This is a genomic window from Parasphingorhabdus sp. (assembly GCF_059726685.1).
The window spans coordinates 1,308,882-1,332,555 of record NZ_AP041068.1; the positions used below are offsets into that span (position 1 = coordinate 1,308,882).

The 23,674-nt window shown below is 54.2% G+C and carries 25 protein-coding genes; 21 read left to right on the forward strand and 4 right to left on the reverse strand.

Annotation, left to right across the window (positions count from 1 at the left end):
* Positions 1-110 precede the first annotated feature (110 nt).
* On the reverse strand, positions 111-1,859 hold the full coding sequence (ggt, locus tag AC6I9Z_RS06505; protein ID WP_461454475.1) for a gamma-glutamyltransferase: 1,749 nt from the start codon (positions 1,857-1,859) through the stop codon (positions 111-113).
* On the reverse strand, positions 1,856-2,899 hold the full coding sequence (locus AC6I9Z_RS06510; protein WP_461456865.1) for a quinone-dependent dihydroorotate dehydrogenase: 1,044 nt from the start codon (positions 2,897-2,899) through the stop codon (positions 1,856-1,858). The genes ggt and AC6I9Z_RS06510 overlap by 4 nt, the downstream gene beginning before the upstream one ends.
* Positions 2,900-3,033: 134 nt before the next feature.
* Between AC6I9Z_RS06510 and AC6I9Z_RS06515 the strand changes: the two genes are divergently transcribed.
* From AC6I9Z_RS06515 to AC6I9Z_RS06540, 6 genes are all read left to right on the forward strand, one after another.
* Positions 3,034-4,197, forward strand: a complete 1,164-nt coding sequence (locus AC6I9Z_RS06515; protein ID WP_461454477.1) for an isovaleryl-CoA dehydrogenase — start codon at positions 3,034-3,036, stop codon at positions 4,195-4,197.
* Positions 4,197-5,159 (forward strand): NAD-dependent epimerase/dehydratase family protein, encoded by a 963-nt coding sequence (locus AC6I9Z_RS06520; RefSeq protein WP_461454479.1) that lies wholly within the window; start codon positions 4,197-4,199, stop codon positions 5,157-5,159. The genes AC6I9Z_RS06515 and AC6I9Z_RS06520 overlap by 1 nt, the downstream gene beginning before the upstream one ends.
* A complete protein-coding gene (locus AC6I9Z_RS06525) occupies positions 5,156-5,842 on the forward strand; it encodes a glutathione S-transferase family protein (RefSeq protein WP_461454481.1) in 687 nt (228 codons plus the stop codon). Before AC6I9Z_RS06520 ends, AC6I9Z_RS06525 begins: the two co-directional genes overlap by 4 nt.
* Positions 5,843-5,965: 123 nt before the next feature.
* Positions 5,966-7,453, forward strand: coding sequence for a SulP family inorganic anion transporter (locus tag AC6I9Z_RS06530; protein ID WP_461454483.1), 1,488 nt, complete (start codon positions 5,966-5,968; stop codon positions 7,451-7,453).
* A 127-nt stretch (positions 7,454-7,580) separates the two neighbouring features.
* Positions 7,581-8,213 carry a glutathione S-transferase family protein gene (locus AC6I9Z_RS06535; protein ID WP_461454485.1) on the forward strand — a complete coding sequence of 211 codons (633 nt, stop codon included), beginning with the start codon at positions 7,581-7,583 and terminating at the stop codon, positions 8,211-8,213.
* Positions 8,213-9,100 carry a DMT family transporter gene (locus tag AC6I9Z_RS06540; RefSeq protein ID WP_461454487.1) on the forward strand — a complete coding sequence of 296 codons (888 nt, stop codon included), beginning with the start codon at positions 8,213-8,215 and terminating at the stop codon, positions 9,098-9,100. Before AC6I9Z_RS06535 ends, AC6I9Z_RS06540 begins: the two co-directional genes overlap by 1 nt.
* A 362-nt stretch (positions 9,101-9,462) precedes the next feature.
* On the opposite strand, the gene AC6I9Z_RS06545 is transcribed toward AC6I9Z_RS06540, so the two are convergent.
* On the reverse strand, positions 9,463-9,960 hold the full coding sequence (locus tag AC6I9Z_RS06545) for a sterol desaturase family protein (RefSeq protein ID WP_461454489.1): 498 nt from the start codon (positions 9,958-9,960) through the stop codon (positions 9,463-9,465).
* Positions 9,957-10,832, reverse strand: a complete 876-nt coding sequence (locus AC6I9Z_RS06550; RefSeq protein WP_461454491.1) for a fatty acid desaturase — start codon at positions 10,830-10,832, stop codon at positions 9,957-9,959. The genes AC6I9Z_RS06545 and AC6I9Z_RS06550 overlap by 4 nt, the downstream gene beginning before the upstream one ends.
* Positions 10,833-10,887: 55 nt before the next feature.
* On the opposite strand from AC6I9Z_RS06550, the gene leuC reads away from it, so the two are divergent.
* From leuC to nadC, 15 genes are all read left to right on the forward strand, one after another.
* The gene (gene leuC, locus AC6I9Z_RS06555; protein ID WP_461454493.1) at positions 10,888-12,330 is read left to right on the forward strand and encodes a 3-isopropylmalate dehydratase large subunit; all 1,443 of its coding nucleotides are present in this window, start codon (positions 10,888-10,890) and stop codon (positions 12,328-12,330) included.
* A gap of 18 nt (positions 12,331-12,348) precedes the next feature.
* The gene (locus tag AC6I9Z_RS06560; RefSeq protein WP_461454495.1) at positions 12,349-12,585 is read left to right on the forward strand and encodes a hypothetical protein; all 237 of its coding nucleotides are present in this window, start codon (positions 12,349-12,351) and stop codon (positions 12,583-12,585) included.
* On the forward strand, positions 12,582-13,175 hold the full coding sequence (gene leuD, locus AC6I9Z_RS06565; protein WP_461454497.1) for a 3-isopropylmalate dehydratase small subunit: 594 nt from the start codon (positions 12,582-12,584) through the stop codon (positions 13,173-13,175). The genes AC6I9Z_RS06560 and leuD overlap by 4 nt, the downstream gene beginning before the upstream one ends.
* Before the next feature lie 36 nt (positions 13,176-13,211).
* Complete coding sequence (locus AC6I9Z_RS06570) at positions 13,212-14,213, forward strand: NADPH:quinone oxidoreductase family protein (protein ID WP_461454499.1); 1,002 nt, start codon at positions 13,212-13,214, stop codon at positions 14,211-14,213.
* An 87-nt stretch (positions 14,214-14,300) separates the two neighbouring features.
* On the forward strand, positions 14,301-14,627 hold the full coding sequence (locus AC6I9Z_RS06575; RefSeq protein ID WP_109355337.1) for a DUF1476 domain-containing protein: 327 nt from the start codon (positions 14,301-14,303) through the stop codon (positions 14,625-14,627).
* 11 nt (positions 14,628-14,638) lie between these two features.
* On the forward strand, positions 14,639-14,872 hold the full coding sequence (locus tag AC6I9Z_RS06580; protein ID WP_109355338.1) for a BolA/IbaG family iron-sulfur metabolism protein: 234 nt from the start codon (positions 14,639-14,641) through the stop codon (positions 14,870-14,872).
* A gap of 39 nt (positions 14,873-14,911) precedes the next feature.
* The gene (grxD, locus tag AC6I9Z_RS06585; protein ID WP_461454502.1) at positions 14,912-15,247 is read left to right on the forward strand and encodes a Grx4 family monothiol glutaredoxin; all 336 of its coding nucleotides are present in this window, start codon (positions 14,912-14,914) and stop codon (positions 15,245-15,247) included.
* Positions 15,248-15,706: 459 nt separating this feature from the next.
* Entirely contained in the window at positions 15,707-16,075 is a 369-nt protein-coding gene (locus AC6I9Z_RS06590; protein ID WP_109355340.1) for a BlaI/MecI/CopY family transcriptional regulator, read from the forward strand.
* A complete protein-coding gene (locus AC6I9Z_RS06595) occupies positions 16,072-18,198 on the forward strand; it encodes a M56 family metallopeptidase (RefSeq protein WP_461454504.1) in 2,127 nt (708 codons plus the stop codon). The genes AC6I9Z_RS06590 and AC6I9Z_RS06595 overlap by 4 nt, the downstream gene beginning before the upstream one ends.
* Before the next feature lie 114 nt (positions 18,199-18,312).
* A complete protein-coding gene (locus tag AC6I9Z_RS06600) occupies positions 18,313-19,191 on the forward strand; it encodes an MBL fold metallo-hydrolase (RefSeq protein WP_461454506.1) in 879 nt (292 codons plus the stop codon).
* A complete protein-coding gene (locus tag AC6I9Z_RS06605; protein WP_461454508.1) occupies positions 19,188-19,889 on the forward strand; it encodes a DUF4230 domain-containing protein in 702 nt (233 codons plus the stop codon). Before AC6I9Z_RS06600 ends, AC6I9Z_RS06605 begins: the two co-directional genes overlap by 4 nt.
* Positions 19,889-20,977, forward strand: a complete 1,089-nt coding sequence (locus AC6I9Z_RS06610; RefSeq protein ID WP_461454510.1) for a Kelch repeat-containing protein — start codon at positions 19,889-19,891, stop codon at positions 20,975-20,977. Before AC6I9Z_RS06605 ends, AC6I9Z_RS06610 begins: the two co-directional genes overlap by 1 nt.
* 54 nt (positions 20,978-21,031) lie before the next feature.
* Entirely contained in the window at positions 21,032-22,045 is a 1,014-nt protein-coding gene (gene nadA, locus AC6I9Z_RS06615; RefSeq protein ID WP_109355345.1) for a quinolinate synthase NadA, read from the forward strand.
* Positions 22,046-22,082: 37 nt separating this feature from the next.
* Entirely contained in the window at positions 22,083-22,817 is a 735-nt protein-coding gene (locus AC6I9Z_RS06620) for a hypothetical protein (protein ID WP_461454512.1), read from the forward strand.
* 3 nt (positions 22,818-22,820) lie between these two features.
* Positions 22,821-23,669, forward strand: coding sequence for a carboxylating nicotinate-nucleotide diphosphorylase (gene nadC / locus AC6I9Z_RS06625; RefSeq protein ID WP_461454514.1), 849 nt, complete (start codon positions 22,821-22,823; stop codon positions 23,667-23,669).
* Positions 23,670-23,674 lie beyond the last annotated feature (5 nt).

Consider the following 23,674-nt stretch of genomic DNA (forward strand, 5'->3'; position numbering starts at 1 on the left):
CTCTCGCGCGGCCAATCCCAATAACGGGCAGCCCCCAATCATGGCTGTAGGCTAGCGTGGATAAAAGTTTCGGGCAATGGTTTCCAACATAGAGACGGGAATTGTCTCCCTCAAGGCAACTCGCTAACCGCTTCACCGGTGCTACGCGGATCAACTGCGCCGACCCAGCCCTTGTCGGTTTTCTGCGCGCCAGCAAGCTTTGAAGGCAGGTTGTTGGTGACTACCGTGTGACCGAGGCGAGCCAAGTCATTTCGCAAGGCAATCAGATCACTGTCATTTTCAATCAGCAGTCCCGAGCCGCCGAAATAGATATTGGGCATCGCCATGGCATCTTTCAGCGGCAATCCGTAATCCAACACGCCGATCAAGGTTTTGGTAACATGCATGATGATGCGCTTGCCGCCCGCCGAACCCAAGGCGAGAATAGGTTGTCCTTTGGCATCATAAACAATTGTCGGCGACATGGAGGAAAGGGGGCGTTTGCCTGCCTGCACCCTGTTTGCAACAGGTGCTCCATCTTTTTCCGGTGCGAATGTGAAGTCCGTGAGTTCGTTGTTGAGCACCATTCCGCGGGCCAGCAATTGGCTGCCAAACGGCCCTTCGACTGTGGATGTCATGTTGGCAATATTGCCTTCACCATCGACGGCAGTGAAATGGGTTGTTCCAGCAACTTCCGATGAAATAGCGGCCGTACGAGGCGAAGCGCCAGGTGGATTTCCTGCAGGATAGGTTTCTATCCCCGGAAATTGGGGCCGCGTACGCTGCAATGCGATCATCTGTGAACGTTTTGCCAAATAATTCTTGTCAATCAGGCCAGCGACCGGAACCGACACAAAATCCTGATCCGCCAGATATTTTTCGCGATCCGCATAAGCGAGCCGCATCGCTTCGCCGATGACATGCCATGCGCGCGCCGGTTCTTTTTCATAGAGCGCACCCATGTCAAATCGCTCGATGGAGCCTAATATTTGAAGAACTGTTGTCGCTCCCGAGGATGGCGGGCCCATGCCGCAAATCCGATATTCGCGATAGGTGGAGCAGACTGGTTGTCTTAAAATTGCGCTGTAATTATCAAAATCCTGCTGTGTCAGCACCGACGAGTTTTGCGGAGCATTGCCAACTGCCGCCGAAATCGCGGCCACCGTCTCACCTGAATAAAAAGCCTCGGCTCCGCCGGCCTGAAGTTCGCGGAGCAATTGACCGAGCTCAGGATTTTTAATGATCGTCCCGCGCGGAGCAGGGGCACCATCACGCCAGTACAGCTTTTGCATGTCGGGGAATTTCACCCAGAGTTTTTCGAGCCGCTTCATCCAGTCATATTGCGGTGCGCTTACAGCATAGCCCTCTTCGGCAAGCCTGATTGCGGGCTCAAACAGTTTCCCCCAAGGCAGCTTGCCCCATTTCTTATGCGCCATTTCCATCAGCCGCATGTTACCGGGCACGCCTACGGATTTCCCGCCCGGCGTTGCGTCACGCCATCCCAGCGGCTTGCCATCTTCGCCAAGAAAACGATCCGAGGCAGCAGCGGCAGGAGCCATTTCGCGCCCATCAATTGTTTCCATCCAACCGCTTTTGCCGTCGTGGTGAAGCAGAAAACCACCGCCGCCAATGCCGCTCGATTGCGGCTCGACAACAGTGAGCGCCAGCATCATCGCCATGGCGGCATCGGTTGCAGAGCCGCCTGCTTGCAGCATCTCAAACCCGGCTTTGGTGGCCTCCGGATGGGCTGATGCGGCGGTGCCGGCATTTTGCGCACTGGCTGGAACAGCGAGTGGAGTGATCAGGAAAAAAGCGAGCAAAGTCAGGAGTTTTTTCATGGCGGCAAGTTTTATGGATGGCTTGTCCGTTTGGCAAATCATTTGTCGTCAACTCCTACGGCCTCGGAAACGGATAGAAATCCGTCGCGCTTTAACCGTTTAGCCAGTCCACAGCTCATTGCGCGCGCCATGGTTGGGCCCTCATATATCATCGCGGTGTAAAGCTGGATAAGCGAAGCGCCCGCACGAATACGTTCATAAGCATCCTCTGCATTGGCGATGCCACCTACGCCGATGAGCGGAATCTCACCGCCACTCGCCTTGCGAAAATCCTTAAGGCGTTGCAGTGCAAGATCCTTTAGCGGCGCGCCAGACAGACCACCGGTTTCATCCTGATTGCCCGATTGCAGACTGGGTCGCGTTATCGTTGTATTTGAAACGATAAGCGCATCAATCTTCTGCTTCATGGTGACATCGACAATGTCATCGATATCGGCTGGTTCCAGATCGGGAGCTACTTTGAGGAACACCGGCACTTTGTGATCACCACGCGCTTGCATGACCGCTGCCAGTAATTCTTCCAGTGCGCCCTTGTCCTGCAAAGCGCGCAGGCCGGGCGTATTGGGAGAGGAAATATTGACGGTCAGGTAATCCGCCAGTGGCGCCAAATTTTTAACGCCGATGACATAGTCGGCAATACGATCATCACTGTCCTTGTTCGCGCCAATATTGATGCCGAGGACGCCTTTGCCCATCCGATTACGCATCCGCTTGAGACGGGGTGCGGCTTCTTCCTGACCCTCATTGTTAAATCCCAACCGGTTGATGACCGCCTTATCCTCTGGCAATCGGAATATTCGCGGCTTGGGATTGCCCGGCTGCGCACGGGGCGTGAGCGTGCCAACCTCTGCATAGCCAAAGCCCATGCGGATCAGCGTGTCCGGCACTTCGCCATTTTTGTCAAAGCCGGGCGCCATGCCGATGGGATTGGTAAAATCCAGTCCCGCGACGGTTGTGGCTAAAACCCGGTCGGATTTGGGCGCAGGTCCCAAGGGCAGGGCTTTCAGCCCGGCAATGGTGAGGCCGTGGGCTTTCTCCGCTTCGAGAGCGAAAATAAATGGGCGGGCGAGATCATAGAGCATGGCCGCGGCTATGGCATTGCTGGACAGGAACGGCAATCCTCTGCGCACCAGATTCCGCCGTAAAATTTTGCTGCAAATTTTGGTCGCAGTAGCAACCAAATATGATATGCGCGTCCCAGAAAGTTGAGGACGATATGATTGCTACCCCTGATTTTGATTTCCAGCTTGGTGAAATGGCGGATCAAATTCGCGATACGACACGGCGCTTTGCCGATGAGAAGATCAGCCCGCTGGCCCAGAAAATGGACCGGGACGACTGGTTCCCGCGCGAGCTTTGGGAACAGATGGGAGAGCTTGGCCTGCATGGTGTAACCGTAGAGGAAGAAGATGGCGGGTTGGGTCTGGGATATCTGGAGCACGCCATAGCGGTTGAAGAAGTAAGCCGCGGAAGTGCCGCGCTCGGACTATCCTATGGTGCGCATAGCAATCTGTGCGTCAATCAGATCCGCCGGTGGGCATCGCCAGAGCAGAAAGCGAAATATCTGCCAAAACTGATTTCCGGAGAACATGTCGGATCACTCGCCATGTCGGAAGCCGGTGCGGGATCGGATGTGGTTTCGATGAAACTCAAGGCCGATGCGGTGCAGGGCGGCTATATATTGAATGGCACCAAGTTCTGGATCACAAACTCAACCGATGCGGATACATTGGTGGTTTATGGCAAGACACGGCCTGATGCCGGGTCTGGTGGTATTACCGCTTTCCTGATCGAAAAGGGCATGAAGGGCTTTTCCATCGGCCAGAAAATCGAGAAAGTCGGGATGAAGGGTAGCCCGACAGCTGAACTGGTGTTTGACGATTGTGAAGTGCCGGAAGAAAATGTCATGGGGCCGATTAACGGCGGTGTCGGCGTACTCATGTCCGGCCTTGATTATGAGCGCGCGGTGCTCGCTGCAATTCCATTGGGTCTGATGCAAGCCTGTCTCGATACGGTCATTCCCTACGTCCGCGAGCGCAAGCAATTTGGCAAACCCATTGGCACGTTCCAGCTGATGCAGGGCAAGATTGCCGACATGTATGTCCGGCTGAACAGTGCGCGGTCCTATGTCTACGCCGTGAATAAGGCCTGTGACGCAAATCAGACAACCCGTTTCGATGCCGCGGGGGCTGTCATGTATGCATCAGAAAGCAGCGTTCGGGTGGCCGAGGAATCAGTGCAGGCGCTTGGCGGAGCCGGTTACACAACCGACTGGCCGGTGGAACGCTACTGGCGCGATTCCAAATTGCTCGACATCGGCGCAGGAACCAATGAAATCCGCCGCATGTTGATCGGGCGCGAACTGATTGGAGGCGCCTGATGAGGCTGCTGCTGACCGGCTCATCGGGTTGGTTGGGCAGGTTTCTGACACCGAAGCTTGAAGCCATCGGTCACACAGTGGTCGGCCTGGATGTTGCGCCCGGAGAACACACCGATGTCGTTGGTTCGGTGGCAGATCGATCTCTGATCGACAAGACTTTCAGCGATCATGGCATTGAGGCAGTGATCCATGCGGGTGCGCTGCATAAACCTGATATTGTCCGATACCCGAACAGCGCCTTTGTTGATGTCAATGTGACGGGAACGCTGAACCTCTTGGAAGCGGCGGTGCAGGCTGGTCATGATCGGTTTATTTTTACGTCAACGACATCTCTGATGATTTCCGAGACTGTTCGTGCTGGCCGTGCGGGCGGGGCCGAAAAGGCCTTTTGGCTGGACGAAGAATTCGGCCCGCTCAAACCGCGTAATATTTATGGCGTGACCAAAATATCGGCGGAGCATTTATGCCGCCTCTATCACAAGCTGCACGGTATCAATGTCGCGGTCTTGCGTACCGGGCGATTTTTCCCGGAGGACGATGACACGCTTGAAGTGCCAAGTGGCCCCAATCTGAAAGCCAATGAATTTTTAAATCGGCGATTGACTGTTGAGGATGCCGCTCAGGCGCATATAGCGGCATTGGATGTCATTGCTGATCTGGGGTTCGAGACGTTCATATTGTCAGCGCCGACGCCATTTGCCCGTGAAGATTGCAAGCAACTGATTGAAGATGCGCCGTCCGTTATCGCACGCTATTTTCCCGAAGCCCAAGCCTTGTACAAGAAAAACGGCTGGGTGTTACCGGACCATATTGACCGTATTTATGATCCGGGTAAAGCAGAGCGGCTTCTTGGATTTAGAGGAAAGACTGATTTCGCCAGCATATTGAGGGCTCTGGCAGAAGGCCGCGGGATGCCGTTTCATCATGACCCTGGCTATGTCAGCCCGAAGGAAATTTTATGAGTTACACGCTGATCACCGCAAACCGCAATTATTCGAGCTGGTCTCTGCGCCCGTGGATATTGATGAAGGCGCTTGATATCCCGTTCAAAGACGACATTATCTATTTTGAAAAAGACAATTACGAGCGCTTTCGGACCTTTGCTCCCAATGCGCAGGTTCCCTGTCTGAAGGATGGTGACCGCACGATTTGGGATTCACTCGCCATCATGGAATATCTTGCCGAACGGCATGAGGATGTCTGGCCGGGAGACGAAAAAGCCCGAACTTGGGCCCGTTGTGCGACAGCCGAAATGCATGGCGGTTTCGCACCACTGCGTAATATTTGCCCGATGAATGTCGGTGTACGGGCCAGGTTACATGAAATCGATGCGCCGCTGCAGCGCAATGTCGATCGGATTGGCGAGCTATTTGCCGAAGGTCTGGGCAGCTTTGGCGGACCGTGGCTGGCCGGGGACAGTTTTTCTGCTGTTGATGCTTTTTATGCGCCGGTTGCCTATCGTGTGCGGACTTATGACCTTGATATCGGCGCAAAAGGCCGGGCATGGGTGGATCACATCATATCCCATCCTGCGATGGAGGCTTGGGAGACCGAGGCTCTTGCTGAAACGCAGCGCGAAATCCAGCATGAAGAGGAAATTGCGGCAGTAGCCACGGTGACGGAAGACTTTCGCATAGCCGTTTGATCTGAAACGGATGCAAAGAGTGGCGCTTCGCTTGACGGTGGCAGGCCAATAGGCCATGGCCGCGCCTGATGATGTTGCGTTGCAGCATTTTAATCTGACATTTCAATCGGTGGGGACCGAATCATGGCAATACACAGCGATTTCAAGCGCGACTGGCTATCCAATCCGAAAACCGAGTTTTTGGCCGGTCTGGTGGTAGCACTTGCCCTGATCCCGGAGGCCATTGGCTTTGCGATTATCGCGGGTGTTGATCCTCGTGTCGGACTCTATGCCAGTTTCTCGATCGCCGTGATCATTTCAATGATCGGCGGTCGGCCCGGGATGATTAGCGCTGCGACAGCGGCAGTGGCGGTGTTGGTCGTACCGTTGGTGCGCGATCATGGGGTCGAATATCTGTTCGCTGCAACCATCTTGATGGGTATTTTCCAGGCTATAGCGGCTTTGCTGCGATTAGACTTGTTGATGCGTTTTGTCTCGCGGTCGGTGATTACCGGCTTTGTCAACGCGCTGGCGATTCTGATCTTCATGGCGCAATTGCCGCAACTGACTGGAGAAGCGTTTACATGGCAAACCTATGCGATGGTCGCTGCAGGTCTTGCCATCATTTATGGCTTGCCAAAACTGACCAGTTGGGTCCCGTCACCCTTGGCTGCCATCATCGTTCTTGCAGCGGTCAGCATCTATTTCCGGGTGGATGTCTCAACCGTAGGCGATATGGGTGAGTTGCCCGATAGCCTGCCGTGGATCCATATTCCGCAGATCCCGATAACCTGGGAAACACTGCAAATCATTGCGCCTTATTCGTTGGCGATGGCAGCGGTTGGCCTGCTGGAATCATTACTCACTGCATCAATTGTCGATGACATGACCGAGACACGCAGCGACAAAAAGCGTGAAACCTATGGTCAGGGTATTGCCAATTTCGTGACCGGCTGGATTGGCGGCATGGGCGGCTGTGCTATGATTGGTCAGTCTGTCATCAATATTAAATCTGGCGGTCGGCGGCGGCTTTCGACCTTTGTTGCCGGTGTGATGCTTTTGGTTCTCATCGTGGGTCTTGGCCCGCTGGTCGCGCAAATCCCGATGCCAGCGCTGGTGGCAGTGATGATCTTCGTATCCATCAGTACCTTCCGCTGGAAAAGCTTTACCGAAATTACTCATCATCCTTGGCCATCAAATTTTGTTATGATTGCGACCGTCGTGATGGTTGTTGCGACCCATGACCTGTCCATTGGCGTGTTAACCGGCGTTTTGCTCTCCGGCATATTCTTCGCCTGGAAAGTGCGTCAGCTTGTTACCATTCAGGATTTTGTCGAAGTCACGACGCATCGCTATGTCTTTGGCGGCCAGATATTCTTCGGCTCGGTCGATATGCTTTATGAAGCGATGGAGTTTAACGAAGAAGGCATTGATACGGTGATTATCGATGTTCATGATGCGCATTTCTGGGACATCTCGGCCACGGGGATGCTCGACAAAATTGTCGAGCGCCTGCAGAACGAAGGCAAGACGGTTGAGCTCATCGGCCTGAATGAAGCCAGTGCGACCTTGGTCGAGAAATATAGCGACAATGACAGGCCCTTTGAAAGTCTGGGTGTGGTGGGACACTAGATGCCTGGCTGAGACAGCGTTGCGCGCAGATACAGTGCGCTCAGACATTGTTTTTGTTGTTTGTGCTTTTGACAGCCCCTAGGCTTTGGCATAGCGAAACTGTTCAAACCCCACAGGAGCCTCAGCCATGATCACATTGCACCATCTGGAATATAGCCGTTCAACCCGTATCATCTGGCTGCTGGAAGAGCTCGGGCTGGAATATGAAATGGTGCGGCATCAGAGGCATCCCGAAACCATGCGTGCGCAAGCCGATCTGGCCGCTATCCATCCGTTGGCCAAGGCACCGACGGTGATTATCGATGGTCATCTGATGATGGAATCGGGGGCGGTGATTGAGTATATTCTGGAGCAATATGGCGATGGCAATCTGGCTCCGGCACCGGGTTCCAAAGACCGGGCCGAGTATCTAGAATGGCTGCATTTCGCCGAGGGCACATTAGCCAACCCTGTGATCGTGCAAATGCTCGCACCGCGTTTCGGCGGACTGGGCGAGGGCTATGCACCCTTCGTCGAGGGCGAGGTGGTCAAACTGCTCGACTATGTTGAGCACCATATCGACAATCGTGAATTCCTGGTTGGCGACGGCTTCACCGGTGCTGATATCAATATCATGTATGTTGTTGAGCTGGCCATGGCGGCGGGTATGCTCGCCAATCGCCCGGCAACGATGGATTATGGCAAGCGGATGATGGCACGGGCAGGCTATAAAAAGGCGATTGAACTGGGCGGACCGGTTGTACCTACGCTTGCCGGTTAGTGGCTGCTGCTGATCAGTCGTCGGACCATATTGGCGGGCGATGGCTAACCGCGCTTTTACTGGTTCTGACGCTGTGTGCCTTTGCCGGTAACAGTTTGCTGAATCGCGCGGCACTTGCCGAAAACACCATTGATTGGGCGAGCTTCACTACGATCCGCTTGATATCTGGCGCCATATTGTTGGCGCTGCTATTGGGTTTCCGTCATGGCCACGCGGTTCTGCCGCGGCGCGATACGATTGTTCCGGCGGTTGCACTCTTCCTCTATGCTGTCAGTTTCTCCTTTGCCTATGTGTCCCTGGATGCCGCCATCGGAGCCCTGATCCTGTTTCCGGCCGGGCAATTGAGCCTGCAGATGATCGGCATATTTCGCGGTATCTTTCCGACGGCTATCCAATGGGCCGGCTTGTTGCTGGCCATTGCCGGATTAGCTGTCTTTCTGGCACCAGGAGATACTGCGCCACCACTGGTTGGCGGATTGATCATGGCGCTCGCGGGAATTTCTTGGGGTTTCTATAGCTGGGCCGGCAAGGGCGCGGCGCAGCCTGCTCTTGCGACAGCGCGGAATTTTGTCGGCGCGGCATTGTTGTGCTCGCTCCTGATTCCGTTGCTCGGCAGCAGTGAACAGGTTCAACCAACCGGCATCCTGTTGGCGATAATCTCGGGCACCATCACATCGGGGCTGGGCTATATTACCTGGTATGCCGTCCTGCCGAGATTGTCCGTCAGCACAGCCGCCGCCTCTCAGCTTTCGGTGCCGGCCATTGCTGCGCTGGGCGGAGTGTTGCTGCTGGGTGAAACGCTGAACACGCGGTTTTTCATCGGCAGCGCGATGATCTTTGCCGGGATTGGTTTGACGATGTTGAGGTGCAGGGCCTTCAAGTCATAGTTTTCTTTTCTGTCGAAACTTATTCGATAGTGCGATTTGGGAAGATCGATTTTGCAGTCTCGCGAAAGCTGTATTGGGTTCGTCCATTGGACAGGAATGAAGTGTTCGATCTCGGAATCTTGGCATCATTTCTATCCTTACAATTTCTTCGAACGTTACTACGGCGGGGATGTCCCCATCATATTTCTGAAAGTCTTCGAAAAACTCTGAATTCCGCAATGAATCCATCGCAAGATATTCAGCTTTCTCAGCATTCAGAGCTCTGACATAAAGGTTGGTATAAAATCGCACCAAACCATGCATATCAAAAAGCTCTCCGGGGTAATTTTCCCCATGAACAAAGCATCGATAGTTGGGCATTCCTAGCTTAAAGCATCCCGCACAACCGCTGTCCCAGCTTTGCGTTGTGCTTTCAGCTCGGCCTTCAGCTTGGCCGGATCGCGGGCGAAAACAAAACCAAAGCTCACGCCGCCTTCCTTGCCAATGGTTGCGTGATGCAGCTTATGGGCTTGCACGAGCCGCTTGGCATAGCCGCGTTTCGGGACATATTTAAAGTAACGTTGATGGACCAGGCCATCATGGATCAGGGTGTAGATGACACCATAGGCCGTAACACCCATGCCCATCCACCACAGCACATCCGAATAGAGCGCACCGATAGCAAATAGCGAAATGGCGATGGCCGCGCCTACCAAGCCAAAATAGTCATTTTTCTCCAGCATATTGTCATGCGGTTCATGATGGTCACGATGCCAGCCCCAACCCCAGCCATGCATGATATATTTATGCGCCGCCCAGGCGACAAATTCCATCGCGATGACCGTGCTAATAACGATAAGGCTGATCGCCCAAATGCTCATAAACTATTCTTTTCTGATGACATATGTCTGTGCAGCGCAACTATACCGGATCGACGAAGCTTTGGCAAAGCCCACCACGGGGTTTTCGGCGAAAGATGATGCTCGTGATGATAGCCAAAATGGAAACAGGAGAGCAAAGATGCCAATGGTCCAAATTCACTACTGCGCGCATTATGTTCGTCAGTAAACACGGTTGCATCCGGTTTTTTAAAATGGTGGTGCGGACGATAGGTGCCGAAATAGAATAGCTGGAAGGAAGAGGTAATGGCAGGCAATCCATAGAGCAGAACGATATTTGCGATCGGAATGTCAAAGACAAGCCAGTAGATTGTTACGATGGTGGAAACATATAGCGCCGATGACAGGCCGAAATAGCGTTTCAGGAAGGTCATGTACCAGCGGCCGAAATGATCCGGACTATCAGCGTCAAAGTCAGGATCCTTTGCGGTGCCCGAATATTTATGATGGTCCCAGTGGGCATCGCGCATTTTGCGCCAGCCGAAACCGGCATAGAAGGCCAGCAGGAAAGCGCCAATCCCCTCGTTCAGTCTCTTTTTGCCCGGCGCTAATGATCCATGCATGCCGTCATGCGCGGCTATGAACATGCCGACCGAGAGCCAGCATTGCACTGCAAAAATAAGCGGAATCAGGAACCAGTTGTTATGGTCAATTCGATAGAAAAACATCGCATAGACGTGAACGGCCAGCCAAGTTCCCAATATCGCTGCAATCAGGGACAGGCCAATTACTGCCTGATGCCGACTGGCGGCCGACATTTTTTCATTGTTTGCCAGAGATTTGTCTTTCTTCATGTGATCTGGATAAAGCCGCAGTGCGATAAAGAAAGACGGACTTCGTGCCGTATCTGACATCCTATCTGCTATAATGGCTTTTCGCCGTGTAAATTACTCGCTAACGACGGACATTATGGAACAAGACAGACCCCAAACACTTTACGAAAAAATCTGGAATGCGCATGTCGTGGATCAACGCGATGACGGCACAGCGCTCATTTATATCGACCGCCATCTGGTCCATGAAGTGACGAGCCCGCAGGCTTTTGAGGGGTTGCGGAAGGCGGGACGCACGGTCCGCCGGCCAGACCTTACGCTGGCTGTTCCCGATCATAATCTGCCAACCACGGCGCGGGTTGATGCGAATGGCAACAAGATACCCATTGCCGACCCGCAAAGCGCCGCTCAGCTGGAAGCACTGGAAGCCAATGCGCCGGCCTTTGGCATCAAATATATTGGCGCCAGCGACAGGGAGCAGGGCATTGTTCATGTTATCGGTCCGGAGCAGGGCTTTACGCTGCCTGGTACGACGTTGGTTTGCGGCGATAGCCATACGGCGGCGCATGGCGCGCTTGGAGCGCTAGCATTTGGCATCGGAACCAGCGAAGTCGAGCATGTTCTTGCCACCCAGACGTTGCAGCTATCCCGCTCCAAATCGATGGAAATACGGGTCGAGGGGTTGCTTGGCCCCGGTATCAGTCCGAAAGACCTGATTCTGCATATCATTGGCGTGATTGGCGCGGCCGGTGGAACAGGCCACGTCATCGAGTATCGCGGCGAAGTTTTCGAGCAAATGTCGATCGAAGGCCGGTTGACCGTGTCGAACATGTCGATCGAAGCCGGTGCACGCGCCGGACTGATCGCCCCGGATGAAAAAACCTTTGCTTATTTGAAAGGCCGTCCGATGGCCCCGAGAGGTGCTGATTGGGACACCGCCGTCGCTTATTGGAAAACGCTGCGGTCCGACGAGGGCGCCCGGTTCGACAAAAGCGTGACCATCAACGCGGCCGATGTCGCTCCGACAGTGACCTGGGGAACCAGTCCGGAAGATGTGATTCCGGTGACCGGCCATGTTCCCGCGCCTGAAAGCTTTGCCGATCCGTCGAAGCAGGATGCAGCACGCAAGTCACTGGACTATATGGGGCTGGCTTCCGGTCAGGCGTTAAGTGATGTGGCGGTTGAAAATATATTCATCGGCAGCTGCACCAACAGCCGGATAGAGGATTTGCGCGCCGCGGCCAAAGTGCTGGACGGGCGAAAGAAAGCCGAGGGCGTGAAATGGGCTATTGTTGTTCCCGGATCGGGTCTCGTCAAAGCTCAGGCGGAGGCCGAAGGGCTGGACAAGATTTTCACGGCTTCTGGCTTTGAATGGCGCGAACCGGGCTGCTCGGCCTGTCTAGGCATGAACCCTGACAAAGTGCCTCCTGGTGAACGCTGCGCCTCCACCTCCAATCGCAATTTCGTTGGGCGCCAGGGGCCGGGTGCCAGAACCCATCTCATGTCCCCTGCGATGGCCGCTGCGGCAGCGGTTACCGGGAAACTTACTGATGTCCGTGAATTAATGGGCGTGAACTGATAGGATAAGGTCTTATATATGGCAGACGACAAGAAAAAGCCTGAAGATGACGGCAATGACGAAAAGAAGGGCAAATGGTCCACCGGCGCCAAAGTGGGTGCCGCTGTCGGTTCGGCGGCGGTCGCCGCAGCTCTGATATATGCGGGCCGGCACAAGATGCGCAAATTGGACGAGTTTAAGGCCGGCAAACCGAAACCGGGCACACGTTATGAGAACGAACCCGTCGATGATACCGATGAAACGGGTGAAGAATGAAGCCCGTTCGCAAAGTTGAAGGTCGCGCCATTCCCTTTGGCCGGAAAAATGTCGACACCGATGTCATCATTTCCGCAAAATGGCTGAAAACTATATCGCGTGACGGATTGGGTGAAGGCGCGTTTGAATCGGTTCGCGCGCAAGAAGGGAATGTTTTTGACGATCCGGAATATGCCGGGGCGCCGATTCTAATTGCTGGCGATAATTTTGGTTGCGGATCGAGCCGCGAACATGCCGCTTGGGCACTTGACGACATGGGCGTGAAGGCAATTATCGCGCCGAGTTTTTCTGATATTTTTTCCAGTAACGCGTTCAAGAACGGCCTGCTGGCAATCCCTTTGCCGCAGGAAGCAATTGATCGTTTGATGGAGGTGGCCAAAACCGATCCCATTACCGTCGACATGGAAAGCATGAGCGTAACCACGCCCTTTCAGGATCGCTTCACATTCGAGATGGATCCTTTCCGGCAGCAATGCCTGATGGATGGGCTTGATGAAATAGACCTGACAATGGCAAAATCCGATGCCATAGAAGCGCATGAAACGTGTGTCGATTCTGCGCAGTCCTGGCACAAGCCGGTGATGGCATAGGGCGCCAAAAATAGATTTGGGAAAGAGGAAAAGAGTATGAAAGCATTAATGTCCACAAAAGTTGGTGGTCCGGAAAGCCTGGAAATGTTGGATGTTGATGATCCGGTTGCCGGCAAGGGTCAGGTGGTCATTGATGTAAAAGCGTGCTCGATCAATTATCCTGACGTTCTGATCATTCAGGATATGTATCAGTTTAAACCACCCCGCCCCTTCGCGCCGGGCGGAGAAGTATCCGGTGTCATTTCCGAAGTTGGTGAGGGCGTGACTGGTCTGAAAGTGGGCGACAGGGTCGCGTCAACCACCGGTCATGGCGGCCTGGTTGAGAAAGTCGCTGTCGATCATAACAGCGTGTTCAAAATTCCGGATACCGTGAGCTTCGAAGATGCATCGGCGCTGATCCTTACATACGGTACATCTATTCATGCACTTGTCGATCGCGGTCACATCAAGGAAGGCGATACGCTTTTGGTATTGGGTGCCTCCGGCGGTGTTGGCATTGCCGCTGTTGAGCTGGGCAAAGCTTTCGGCGCGCGTGTGGTTGCCGCCGTGTCTTCCGAAGAAAAGGCAGCCTTTGCCAAAGAGGCAGGCGCAGATGAAACGGTAATTTACGAGCGGGCACCTTTTGACAAGGACCAGTCGAAAGCAGTGGCAGCGCAGTTCAAGGCAGCGGTCGGCCCCAATGGCGCGGATGTCGTTTACGATGCGGTTGGCGGTGACTATAGTGAGCCAGCGGTTCGGTCCATCGCCTGGGAAGGCCGGTTCCTGGTGGTCGGCTTCCCTGCAGGTATCGCCAAATTACCGCTTAATCTGACTTTGCTCAAATCCTGCGATGTTTGCGGTGTGTTCTGGGGCGCTTATGCGATGCGTGATCCGGCCGGTAACCGGTCTCATATCAATCGCCTGTTCAAGCTTTGGGGACAGGGGATGATTCAACCGCGTGTTTCGGAAGTCTTTGACTTTGCCGATGCTGGAAAAGCGATCAAAAAAATGGCCGATCGCGGCGCGATTGGTAAGCTGGTTGTGAAAGTTTCAGACTGAACGACCCGGGCCTCTTGTCGCTGATGCGACCAGTGCCTATTTTATCTAGAATGATCCAGAGATGGATAATGCCAGTAAGGGAAGATTATGACCGGTTTTGAAGATCGCGAAAAAGCATTTGAGACAAAGTTCGCGCGCGATGAGGAAATGCAATTCAAGATCACAGCCCGGCGCAACCGGTTGCTTGGCGAATGGGCTGCGGAGAAAATGAACCTGACGGCAGAGGAAACAGACGCTTATGCCAAAGCAGTCGTTCAGGCCGATTTTGAAGAAGCGGGTGACGAAGACGTCATTCGTAAACTACTGGGCGATCTGACGTCGGCAGGCGTCGATATTGACGATGCCGGTATCCGCACCGTGCTGACCGACAAGATGGTGGAAGCGCGCCGCCAGTTTATTGAAGAAGCTGAGTAGGACGATCTGCAATGCCTATGGCGAGCGACGATATTAAGGCAATGATCCTTGAAGCCTTTCCAGATGCGATTGTCGAAATTCAGGATCTGGCCGGCGATGGTGACCATTATGCGGCCAAAGTATTGGCGCCAGCATTTGCCGATATGAACCGGGTTAAACAGCATCAGGCCGTCTATGCGGCATTGAAAGGTAAAATGGGCGGAGAGCTGCACGCACTACAGCTGACCACCGGAGTACCAGAATAATCGCGGGTCCCGAACGGAACCTCGCAAAGGAGAATGAAGATGAGCGACGCAGTAAATGCAAAAATCGACACGATGGTCACATCCAATGATGTTGTGCTTTTCATGAAAGGCACACCGTTGTTTCCGCAATGCGGATTTTCCAGCAAAGCGGTTGCGATCCTTGAGCATCTTGGTGTCGGCTTTGAGTCTGTCGATGTGCTTCAAGACATGGAAGTGCGCCAGGGCATCAAGGAATTTTCCGACTGGCCAACCATCCCGCAGCTTTATGTCAAAGGCGAATTTATTGGCGGCAGCGACATCATGATGGAAATGTATGAAGCCGGCGAACTGGGCGAGTTGATGGCCGAGAAAAAGGTCGCGCCTGCAGCCAGCTAGTCGTCATCTGATGGACAATCGCCAACAGGCGATTTTCATCCGTGGAATCAAGAACGGCCCGGATTAGGAGATCCGGGCCGTTTCTATATGGGTATAGTGGGTTGTTTAAATAATTTAATGAGAGGGGACGGCGGAGACCAGTACGCTGTCCCCCTCATTTGCGTTTCATGGGTGTGAAACATAGGAACACCCGTAACCTTGCACCGGGCGTGCCAGTTTTAGCGCTATGTTACTTTGCAAGCACTTAGATGGTAAATGCCGCTTTAACTTATTGGCTGTTGTAAATTTTCCCGACAAATGAGGCATCGGTTCAGTCTTACAATCAGAACAGGGTTCGCCAACCATTCATCGCAAATGTAAAATTTTACATTTACATCTGTGGTTGGAATAACTACAGATGTAGTCAGTAGCGAATCTTGTCTATCTACATTTGGCAATTTCATTTGGGAGAAATTGGATATGGTTGAACGTATCAGTGATGCCGAACATGAGATTATGGAGGTGCTTTGGGAAAAGGCACCGCTAACCGCTACTGAAGTGGCTGACCGTGTTGCCGATGCCAAAGGCTGGTCGCTGCAAACCGTTAAAACCCTGCTGTCTCGTCTTGCTGCCAAGGCCGTTATCGGTACAGAGCGCGATGGCCGCAGGTTCCAATATTCACCACTGGTTGAGCGGGATACTTATCTGGCTGGTGTTTCACGTAAATTTGTTGACCGTCTTTTCGGAGGGAAAGTCACACCGTTGGTTGCCCATTTGGCCGAGGCTGATGAGCTGAGCGATGACGATATAAGGGAAATCGAAGAGCTTTTGAGGGAGTTGAAGGGATGACCAACTGGATGATGGACACGATGGTGTCGATGACATTGCTCATGGCGCTAGTGCTTATAATCCGTAAGCCGGTGAGCCAATTTTTTGGACCACATATCGCTTATCTTCTTTGGGCCTTGCCACTTGCGCGCCTATTCATGCCCACTCTCACCCTGAAAGCGCCAGCACCGGTTGAAACGGGGGAAGCGGCGGTCGTTGGGCCGTTGCTTTCGGAAATCGCAATGGTTGCTCCCGCCGAAACGGCAGCGGTCGGCACTCTGGCCTCCATCGATTGGATGATGATCGCCCTCGTTGTCTGGCTTGGTGGGGCCGGCATGCTGTTTATTAGCAAACTGGCTGCCTATTTTCAGTTTCGTGAGGATATTGTTTCGGACGGTCGGCTTGTCGGACGCCATGGACGGATCAAAATTCTGGAAACCGCTGCAGTCGGCGGTCCGCTGGCATTCGGATTGTTTGAAAAATATATCGCCGTTCCAACCAATTTCTTCCGCGACTATGCGCCGCGCGAACGTGAGCTGGCGCTGGAACATGAAATCGCCCATCATGAATCAGGCGATCTGGCGGCCAATTTCATCGGCCTGGTCATTTTGTCGCTGCACTGGTTCAATCCGGTGGCCTGGCTTGCGTGGATTGCGTTCCGGCAGGACCAGGAAACGGCCTGCGATGCGCGCATCTTGCAAAATGGTGGCCGTAATCTGCGTGCCGTCTATGGCCGGACAATTGCCAAATCCGTGTCCGGACACAAGCTTGGCCTCGCCAGTCCATTGAACCAGAAGAACAAGATCAAAGACCGGCTGAAGATGCTGGGACAGAAAGAAAAGTCGAAGTTTCGTAAACGTGCAGGAGCCTTGTTGGTTGGTGCAGGCACGGTGATTGCCCTGCCGCTCACGGCCACTGTCACCTATGCCGTGGAAACTGAGGTAAGTCCGCATGACGAACTTATCGACAGCGAAAAACTTGCCATCGATGAGGGCTCTAAGAGAACGGGGATCAAGATCAGTACGAACGCCATTGGCGTTGATGCAAATTCCGATCGCGCTGTGGTCACCGAAAAAACTGCGGATGGCTATAAATATATCGTGGAAAACGAAGAGGGCAGGGTCGAATTTCAGTCAAAGCGCAAGTTGACGGACAAGCAAATTGCCAAAAAGCTTCGGAAGATTAGCGCTTCGAAGAAAAAGACAGAAACGTCCTGGGTCCCCAAGGCTCCGATTCCACCCGTGCGACCAGTACCGCCGGTTGCACCAGCGGACTTGGAATTTACGGCGTGGGACAAAGCCAATGGCACGATCAATATTACCATGCTCAATGGTGAAAAGGATTGGGCCAAAGTGCGCGCCAGCGGGAATGAACATGTCCACAAGATCAAATATAATGGCCGCACAGTTGTGCTTCGGACCAACAAGCCTCTGAGCAAGAAAGAGATCAAGGAAATGGTCCGGGAAGCCGAGGAATCGCGCCGTGAAGCAGAAGAAGCTGCGCGTGAGGCGAGAATTGATCGTGAAGAGATGCAACGCGAACTTGCCGAAGCTGCACGTGAACTCAGGGAAGCGGAGCGGGAGTGGAAACGCGAGTGGGAGCAGGAACGCAAAGAGGCATCTCAGATGGAGCGCGAAGCCCAACGGGACGTTGAGCGTTCGTTGCGGGAAGCACAGAGGGAAGTTCGCCAAGCGCAACGCGAAGCAGCAAGAGAATTGCGGGAAGCGGAAAGAGAAGCCCGTGAAGCAGAGCGTGAAGCCGAGCAGGAGGCACGCGAGGCAAAAAGCGTGGCGACAAGGATCTGGGATGTTACCCAGATAGCGTTCAAACCCAATTTCAGGTCAGCTGTAAGCAGTTCAAACCGGTCACACAGTTCTTATAGCGCCAGTGGCTCGAACGCGGACTGCGCTGCCATGAATAAGAAGATCGCCTTTGCAGGACAAGGCGTCATGAATGACCAGGCATGGGCCAGTGTTGTTGGCTGTTCCGACAAGAGCCGGAAAATCACATTGCAGGTGGCATTGAAAAAGCTTGAGAAAAAGCGCGCCAAGGCAGCCGAGTGCAGCAGTAAGGACTCCCGGCAAAAGCTGAAAGCGTTTGATCGAGACATCAAGGATCTGAAGGCTCAGCTTTCCATCACCTGAAACCCCTTAAAACCCATCGTCACAAGATCGGGAGCGGACCCTTTTGCGGTTCGCTCCCGATTTTGTGATGATATTCATGGTTGTTTTATGGCCTGAATATGCCACATCTTGATCATGAATGCAGATTTTGACCCGAGCAAATTTCCGACCGGCCTTGCGGAGCAGCTGGAGCCGCTGGTCGTGCGCGTGCTGGCGGGTAACCCCAGCCCGTATACTTATACCGGCACCCAGACCTATGTAGTAGGCAACAAAAGCGATCGAGCGGTTATTGATCCCGGCCCTGCAATTGACGACCATATTGACGCGATAATGGCAGCTGTCGGCGATGCTCGGATCAGCGCGATCATGTGTACGCATACGCACCGCGACCATAGTCCGGCGGCAAAACCGCTCGCAGCGCGCACCGGTGCACCGATCATAGGCTGTGCACCGCTGGTTCTGGATGATGATGGCCCGCGGGCCGACGAGAGTTTTGACAAGACTTACAATCCCGACCGGGTGCTGGTGGACGGTGAAGCACTATCCGGTGACGGCTGGACCATCGAAGCGGTGGCGACACCGGGTCATACATCCAATCACCTTTGTCTCGCGGTACAGGAATCCGGCGCATTGTTCACCGGCGATCATGTCATGGCCTGGTCGACCAGCGTCATTGTACCGCCCGACGGCGACATGGCGGATTATATGGCCAGCCTGCAAAAGCTCTATGAACGTGATGACAAAGTCTACTACCCGGCTCACGGCAAAAAAGTCGATAAACCCCGGCAACTCGTCCGCGGTATGATGGGGCACCGGAAACAGCGCGAACGGCAGATTCTCAAGATACTGGAAAACGGTCCATCGGCTATTCCTGATATGGTGACGCAAATGTATAAAGGGCTTGATCCGCGCCTGAAGGGCGCGGCTGGTCAATCGGTACGCGCGCATCTGATCGACCTACAGAACCGACAGATTGCGGCCGTGGATGGTGATATCTGGAAAATGTCCCGGTGAAGCGCCGCTACGCCATTCCCTTGGCGATCATGGCTGGTGTATTGGTGATCATCGGCGCCTTGTCCTGGTTGTTGTTGTCCAGGTTTGAAAGCAGCTTCGCGCCCGATCCGGTGTCGATTGCCAGCGCGAGCCTTGACGGTTTGCGCGAACAGAACCGCCTGACGGTTTTTTCGGCCAGCTATAACGCGACAGTGACAACCACAGTGAGCCGCATCGGTCTGTCGGCCCGCAAGACCCTGATCATGCCGGGATCGGTGCGCTATGAGGTTGATCTGGCCAAACTGGATGCTGAAAATGTCCGCTGGGATGAAACGACTAAAACCCTGTCGGTGGAAATGCCGCCGATCGAGATTGCGCGGCCAGAGGTGCGGATTGACCGTATCCAAAGCTACGACGATGGCGGCATATTGATGGCGTTGACCGATGCGGAAAAAACGCTGGATGACGCCAATCGGAAGAAAGGCATCGCAGAACTGGCAAAACAGGCCAAAAATCCGTTGCAGATGCGATTGGCGCGGGACGCCGCAAGGAGGGCGGTGGAGAGCAGTTTTGTCCTGCCGCTGCGCGCTGCCGGACTGGACGCGAAAGTGGACGCTTTTTTTGCATTTGAGCGCGGCGCGGCTAATAGGGATCGTTGGGATGTGTCCCGGTCGATCAGGGATGTGCTGGCCGACAAGGAAAAGCAGGGAGCAGAGTGATGAAATTCCGGAGCAAGGCCGCCATCGCAGGCATGGCCATGATCGTAAGCGCCTGCGGGCAGGAACCCGAAGGAAAGGTGGCTGAACAGCCGGTTTCATCGACTGCCGAGTTTGAACTGCCAATCCCGATGACCAACAATGCGGTGGCGCTCGCCGAGGGGCCTGACGGGCCAACGCTCTACAGCTTCAACGGACTGAAGTCGGGCAAGAGCTGGAAGGATACCAGCAATGCTGCTTTCGCCTGTATCATCAGCATCAAAGACTGTGAGGAAATTGCCTCTGTGCCGGTGAATGAAGGACGCCTGGCCAGCGCCGCGGTCACGGTGGCGGGCAAAATCTACCTTTTCGGCGGCTATACCGTTGCGGAAAATGGCGATGAAGTATCGACGCCGGAAGTCTTCGCCTTTGACCCCAAAAACAGCGATTACAAGCGCCTTGCCGATATGCCGACGCCGGTCGATGACATGGTCGCTTTGCCCTATCGCGACCGTTATATCTATCTGGTGTCCGGATGGCATGATGAGGGCAATGTCAGCCTTGTCCAGCTCTATGACACACAGGCCGATAGCTGGAGCATGGCGACGGAATTCCCTGGTAAACCGGTTTTCGGTCATGCGGGCGGTCTGGCGAATGATAGCATGATTATCACCGATGGCGTGGCTGTTGCTGGACTGGTCGATGGCAAACGCAAATTTGCCGCGGCTCCGTTTGCGTGGCGCGGTGATATTGATCCTGCTGATCCTGAGCAGATTACGTGGCGCGCGGTTGAGGCCCATCCCGGCGGCCCGCAATATCGCATGGCAGCCATGGGCGACAATGATCGTGGCATGATCCTTTTTGCCGGCGGAGGCGACAATCCGTATAATTATGACGGAATCGGCTATGATGGAGAGCCCGCGAAACCAACGGACCGGATATTTGGTTATGATCTAAATACCGATGAGTGGGCAGAGTTGGGCCAGCTGGCCGCGCCCAGCATGGATCATCGCGCTCTCGTAAAGTCGGGAGATGATCACTATATCATGGGTGGAATGGATGCGGATCAGGCCGTGACAGCGCGGATCATGAAATTCCGCATCGATGATTGATCTTCGCCGCTGCATAGTGGCATAGCAGCGGTAAGCTACTTAAAGGAAAAGACAATGGACGCACGTGGCGGAATTGGCGGCAGCTTGGCCGGAGTGGATGTGATCGAGGAGATTCATCGTCTGCGCAAAGAGCGCAATGCGATCATCCTAGCCCATTATTACCAGAAACCGGAAATTCAGGATATTGCCGATTTTGTCGGCGATAGTCTGGAGCTTTCCCGCAAGGCTGCGGAAACCGATGCCGATGTCATCGCCTTTTGCGGGGTGAAATTCATGGCGGAAACGGCGAAAATCCTGTCTCCAGAGAAGATTGTCGTGTTGCCGGACATGGACGCCGGGTGCAGCCTTGAAGACAGCTGTCCGCCAGATAAGTTCAAGGCGTTTCGCGATGAACATCCCGACCATATCGCGCTGACCTATATTAACTGCTCGGCCGAGGTGAAGGCGCTCAGCGACATTATCGTGACCAGTTCTTCCGCCGAACATATCCTTTCGCAAATTCCCAAGGACCAGAAGATCATCTTTGGCCCGGACAAGCATCTTGGTGGCTATATTGCCAAGAAAACGGGCCGCGACATGCTGCTGTGGCCCGGCGTCTGTATTGTCCATGAGGCGTTTAGCGAGACAGAACTTCTCAAGTTGCAAACCCAGCATCCCGATGCGCCGGTGGCGGCCCATCCCGAATGTCCGGCTTATATATTGGATCATGCCGACATGGTCGGTTCGACCAGCGCGATCCTGAAATATGCCAAGGAATTTGAAGGAGATACAATCATCATCGCGACCGAACCGCATATCATTCACCAGATGGAAAAAGCGGTGCCGGAAAAGAATTTCATTGGCGCACCAGGTGCGGACGGCAACTGCAACTGCAATATCTGCCCCTATATGGCGCTCAATACGATGGAGAAACTCTATGTCGCCCTCCGCGATCTGGAGCCACGCATCGAAATGGATGAAGAACTGCGCCTGCAGGCCCGCAAATCAATCGACAAGATGATGGAAATGGCGAGCGCGACTGTGGGGCAGGGTGATTTGGGACCGGCTGATCTCGCGCATGAAGGGTAGCGGTTAACCGCCAATGGCCTGTTCAGGGAGGGACAGCATGGTAGTGCGAAAACCAATCAAGGTCACTTTGGCGTCCTTCGTTGTCGCCAGTCTTTGCGTGCCTTCTGTTACTCTTGCCATGGATGATAAAAATTTCTCGTCCTCTGCGACTTGTGAGGAAGTTTTAAAATCGCCCGATCAGTCGGAAATTCTGCGGGAGGAGCCCGTCATTATTCCGGGCGAATATCGTGATATTGCCAGTTCCACTGAATCTGCGATGAGAATCAAGATGTTAAGCGGTGGCGTTACCTGCTTCGATGTAAGGGACTGGAGTGTTGTCGAACAGTTTTGGATCAGCGGCGATGGACGCTTCTTTGGCTTTCATACATTTGGTTTGGAGGCAGACGGGCACCATGTAGTCGATCGAATAGCGTCAGACATAATATTGGAAACTGGTCTCAGGCCGGTATTCTCGGATGACGCGACAATGTTCGCTGCCGCCCAGAGAACCGGAGCTGGCTGGGGGAATCTGGAAGGGCTTGGCGTTTGGCGCGTAGGGCCAGATGGCACGGAATCTGTATATAAGTTCAACAACGGATTGCTCGACGGACTGGATTGGCGGGTGGACGGCTGGATCGGGAATGACGAGGTGCGCCTATCGACCGTTCATGAGTTCGCATTGGGTGAAGACGGAGACTCTTTTGAAGAGATTCTGACACAATCCAAGCGTTATGACTATCGGTTGATAAAACGCGGAGCAGATTGGGAATTGGAAGATATTGATGAGCCATAGTTTATGACCTTCACCCTGGATCGTTTCGACCTCGACGCCTTCGTCGATTCCACACTCGCTGAGGACCTCGGCCCCACTGGGCGTGATGTCACATCCGAGGCGGTTATCCCCGAAGATGCCATCTTCACCGGCGTGATGGACAGTCGCCACGAGGCGGTAATCGCAGGGCTACCGATTGCCGAAGCGTTTTTCCGATCGCTTGATCCCGATGTCGAGATTGAAATCCTCGCGGCGGAAGGGCAGGCAGTGGAAGCGGGCACCGATATCATGCGGCTGAAGGGCAAGGGCCGCGCCATGCTGACCGCTGAACGCAGTGCGCTCAATACGGTGCAGCATCTCACTGGCATTGCGACCATGACCAATGAATATGTTCGGCGGATTGTCGGGACCGGCTGTACCTTGCTTGATACGCGCAAAACCATTCCCGGCCTGCGGGTGCTGGAAAAATATGCCACTCGTATGGGCGGGGCGGAAAACCACCGCATGGGCCTGTGGGACGCGGCGATGATCAAGGATAATCATGTCGCGGTTGCGGGCAATATCAGCGAGGCGGTTAAACGCGCCGTTGATGCCGGGATCCAGCGGATCATTGTCGAAGTGGATCGGGTCGATCAGATCGAACCGGCGCTGGCGGCGGGCGCGACGCATCTTTTATTGGATAATATGGAACCGGCCACCTTGCGCGGGGCGGTGACCCTGATCGGTGGCCGTGTGGTGACCGAGGCATCGGGCGGTGTGACGCTGGAGACGATTTTCGACAAGGCGGACACGGGTGTGAACTTCATATCTGTCGGTCGTTTGACCCAATCGGCACCGGCGGCGGATATCGGGCTGGACTTTGCACAAGTGTAAGTTAG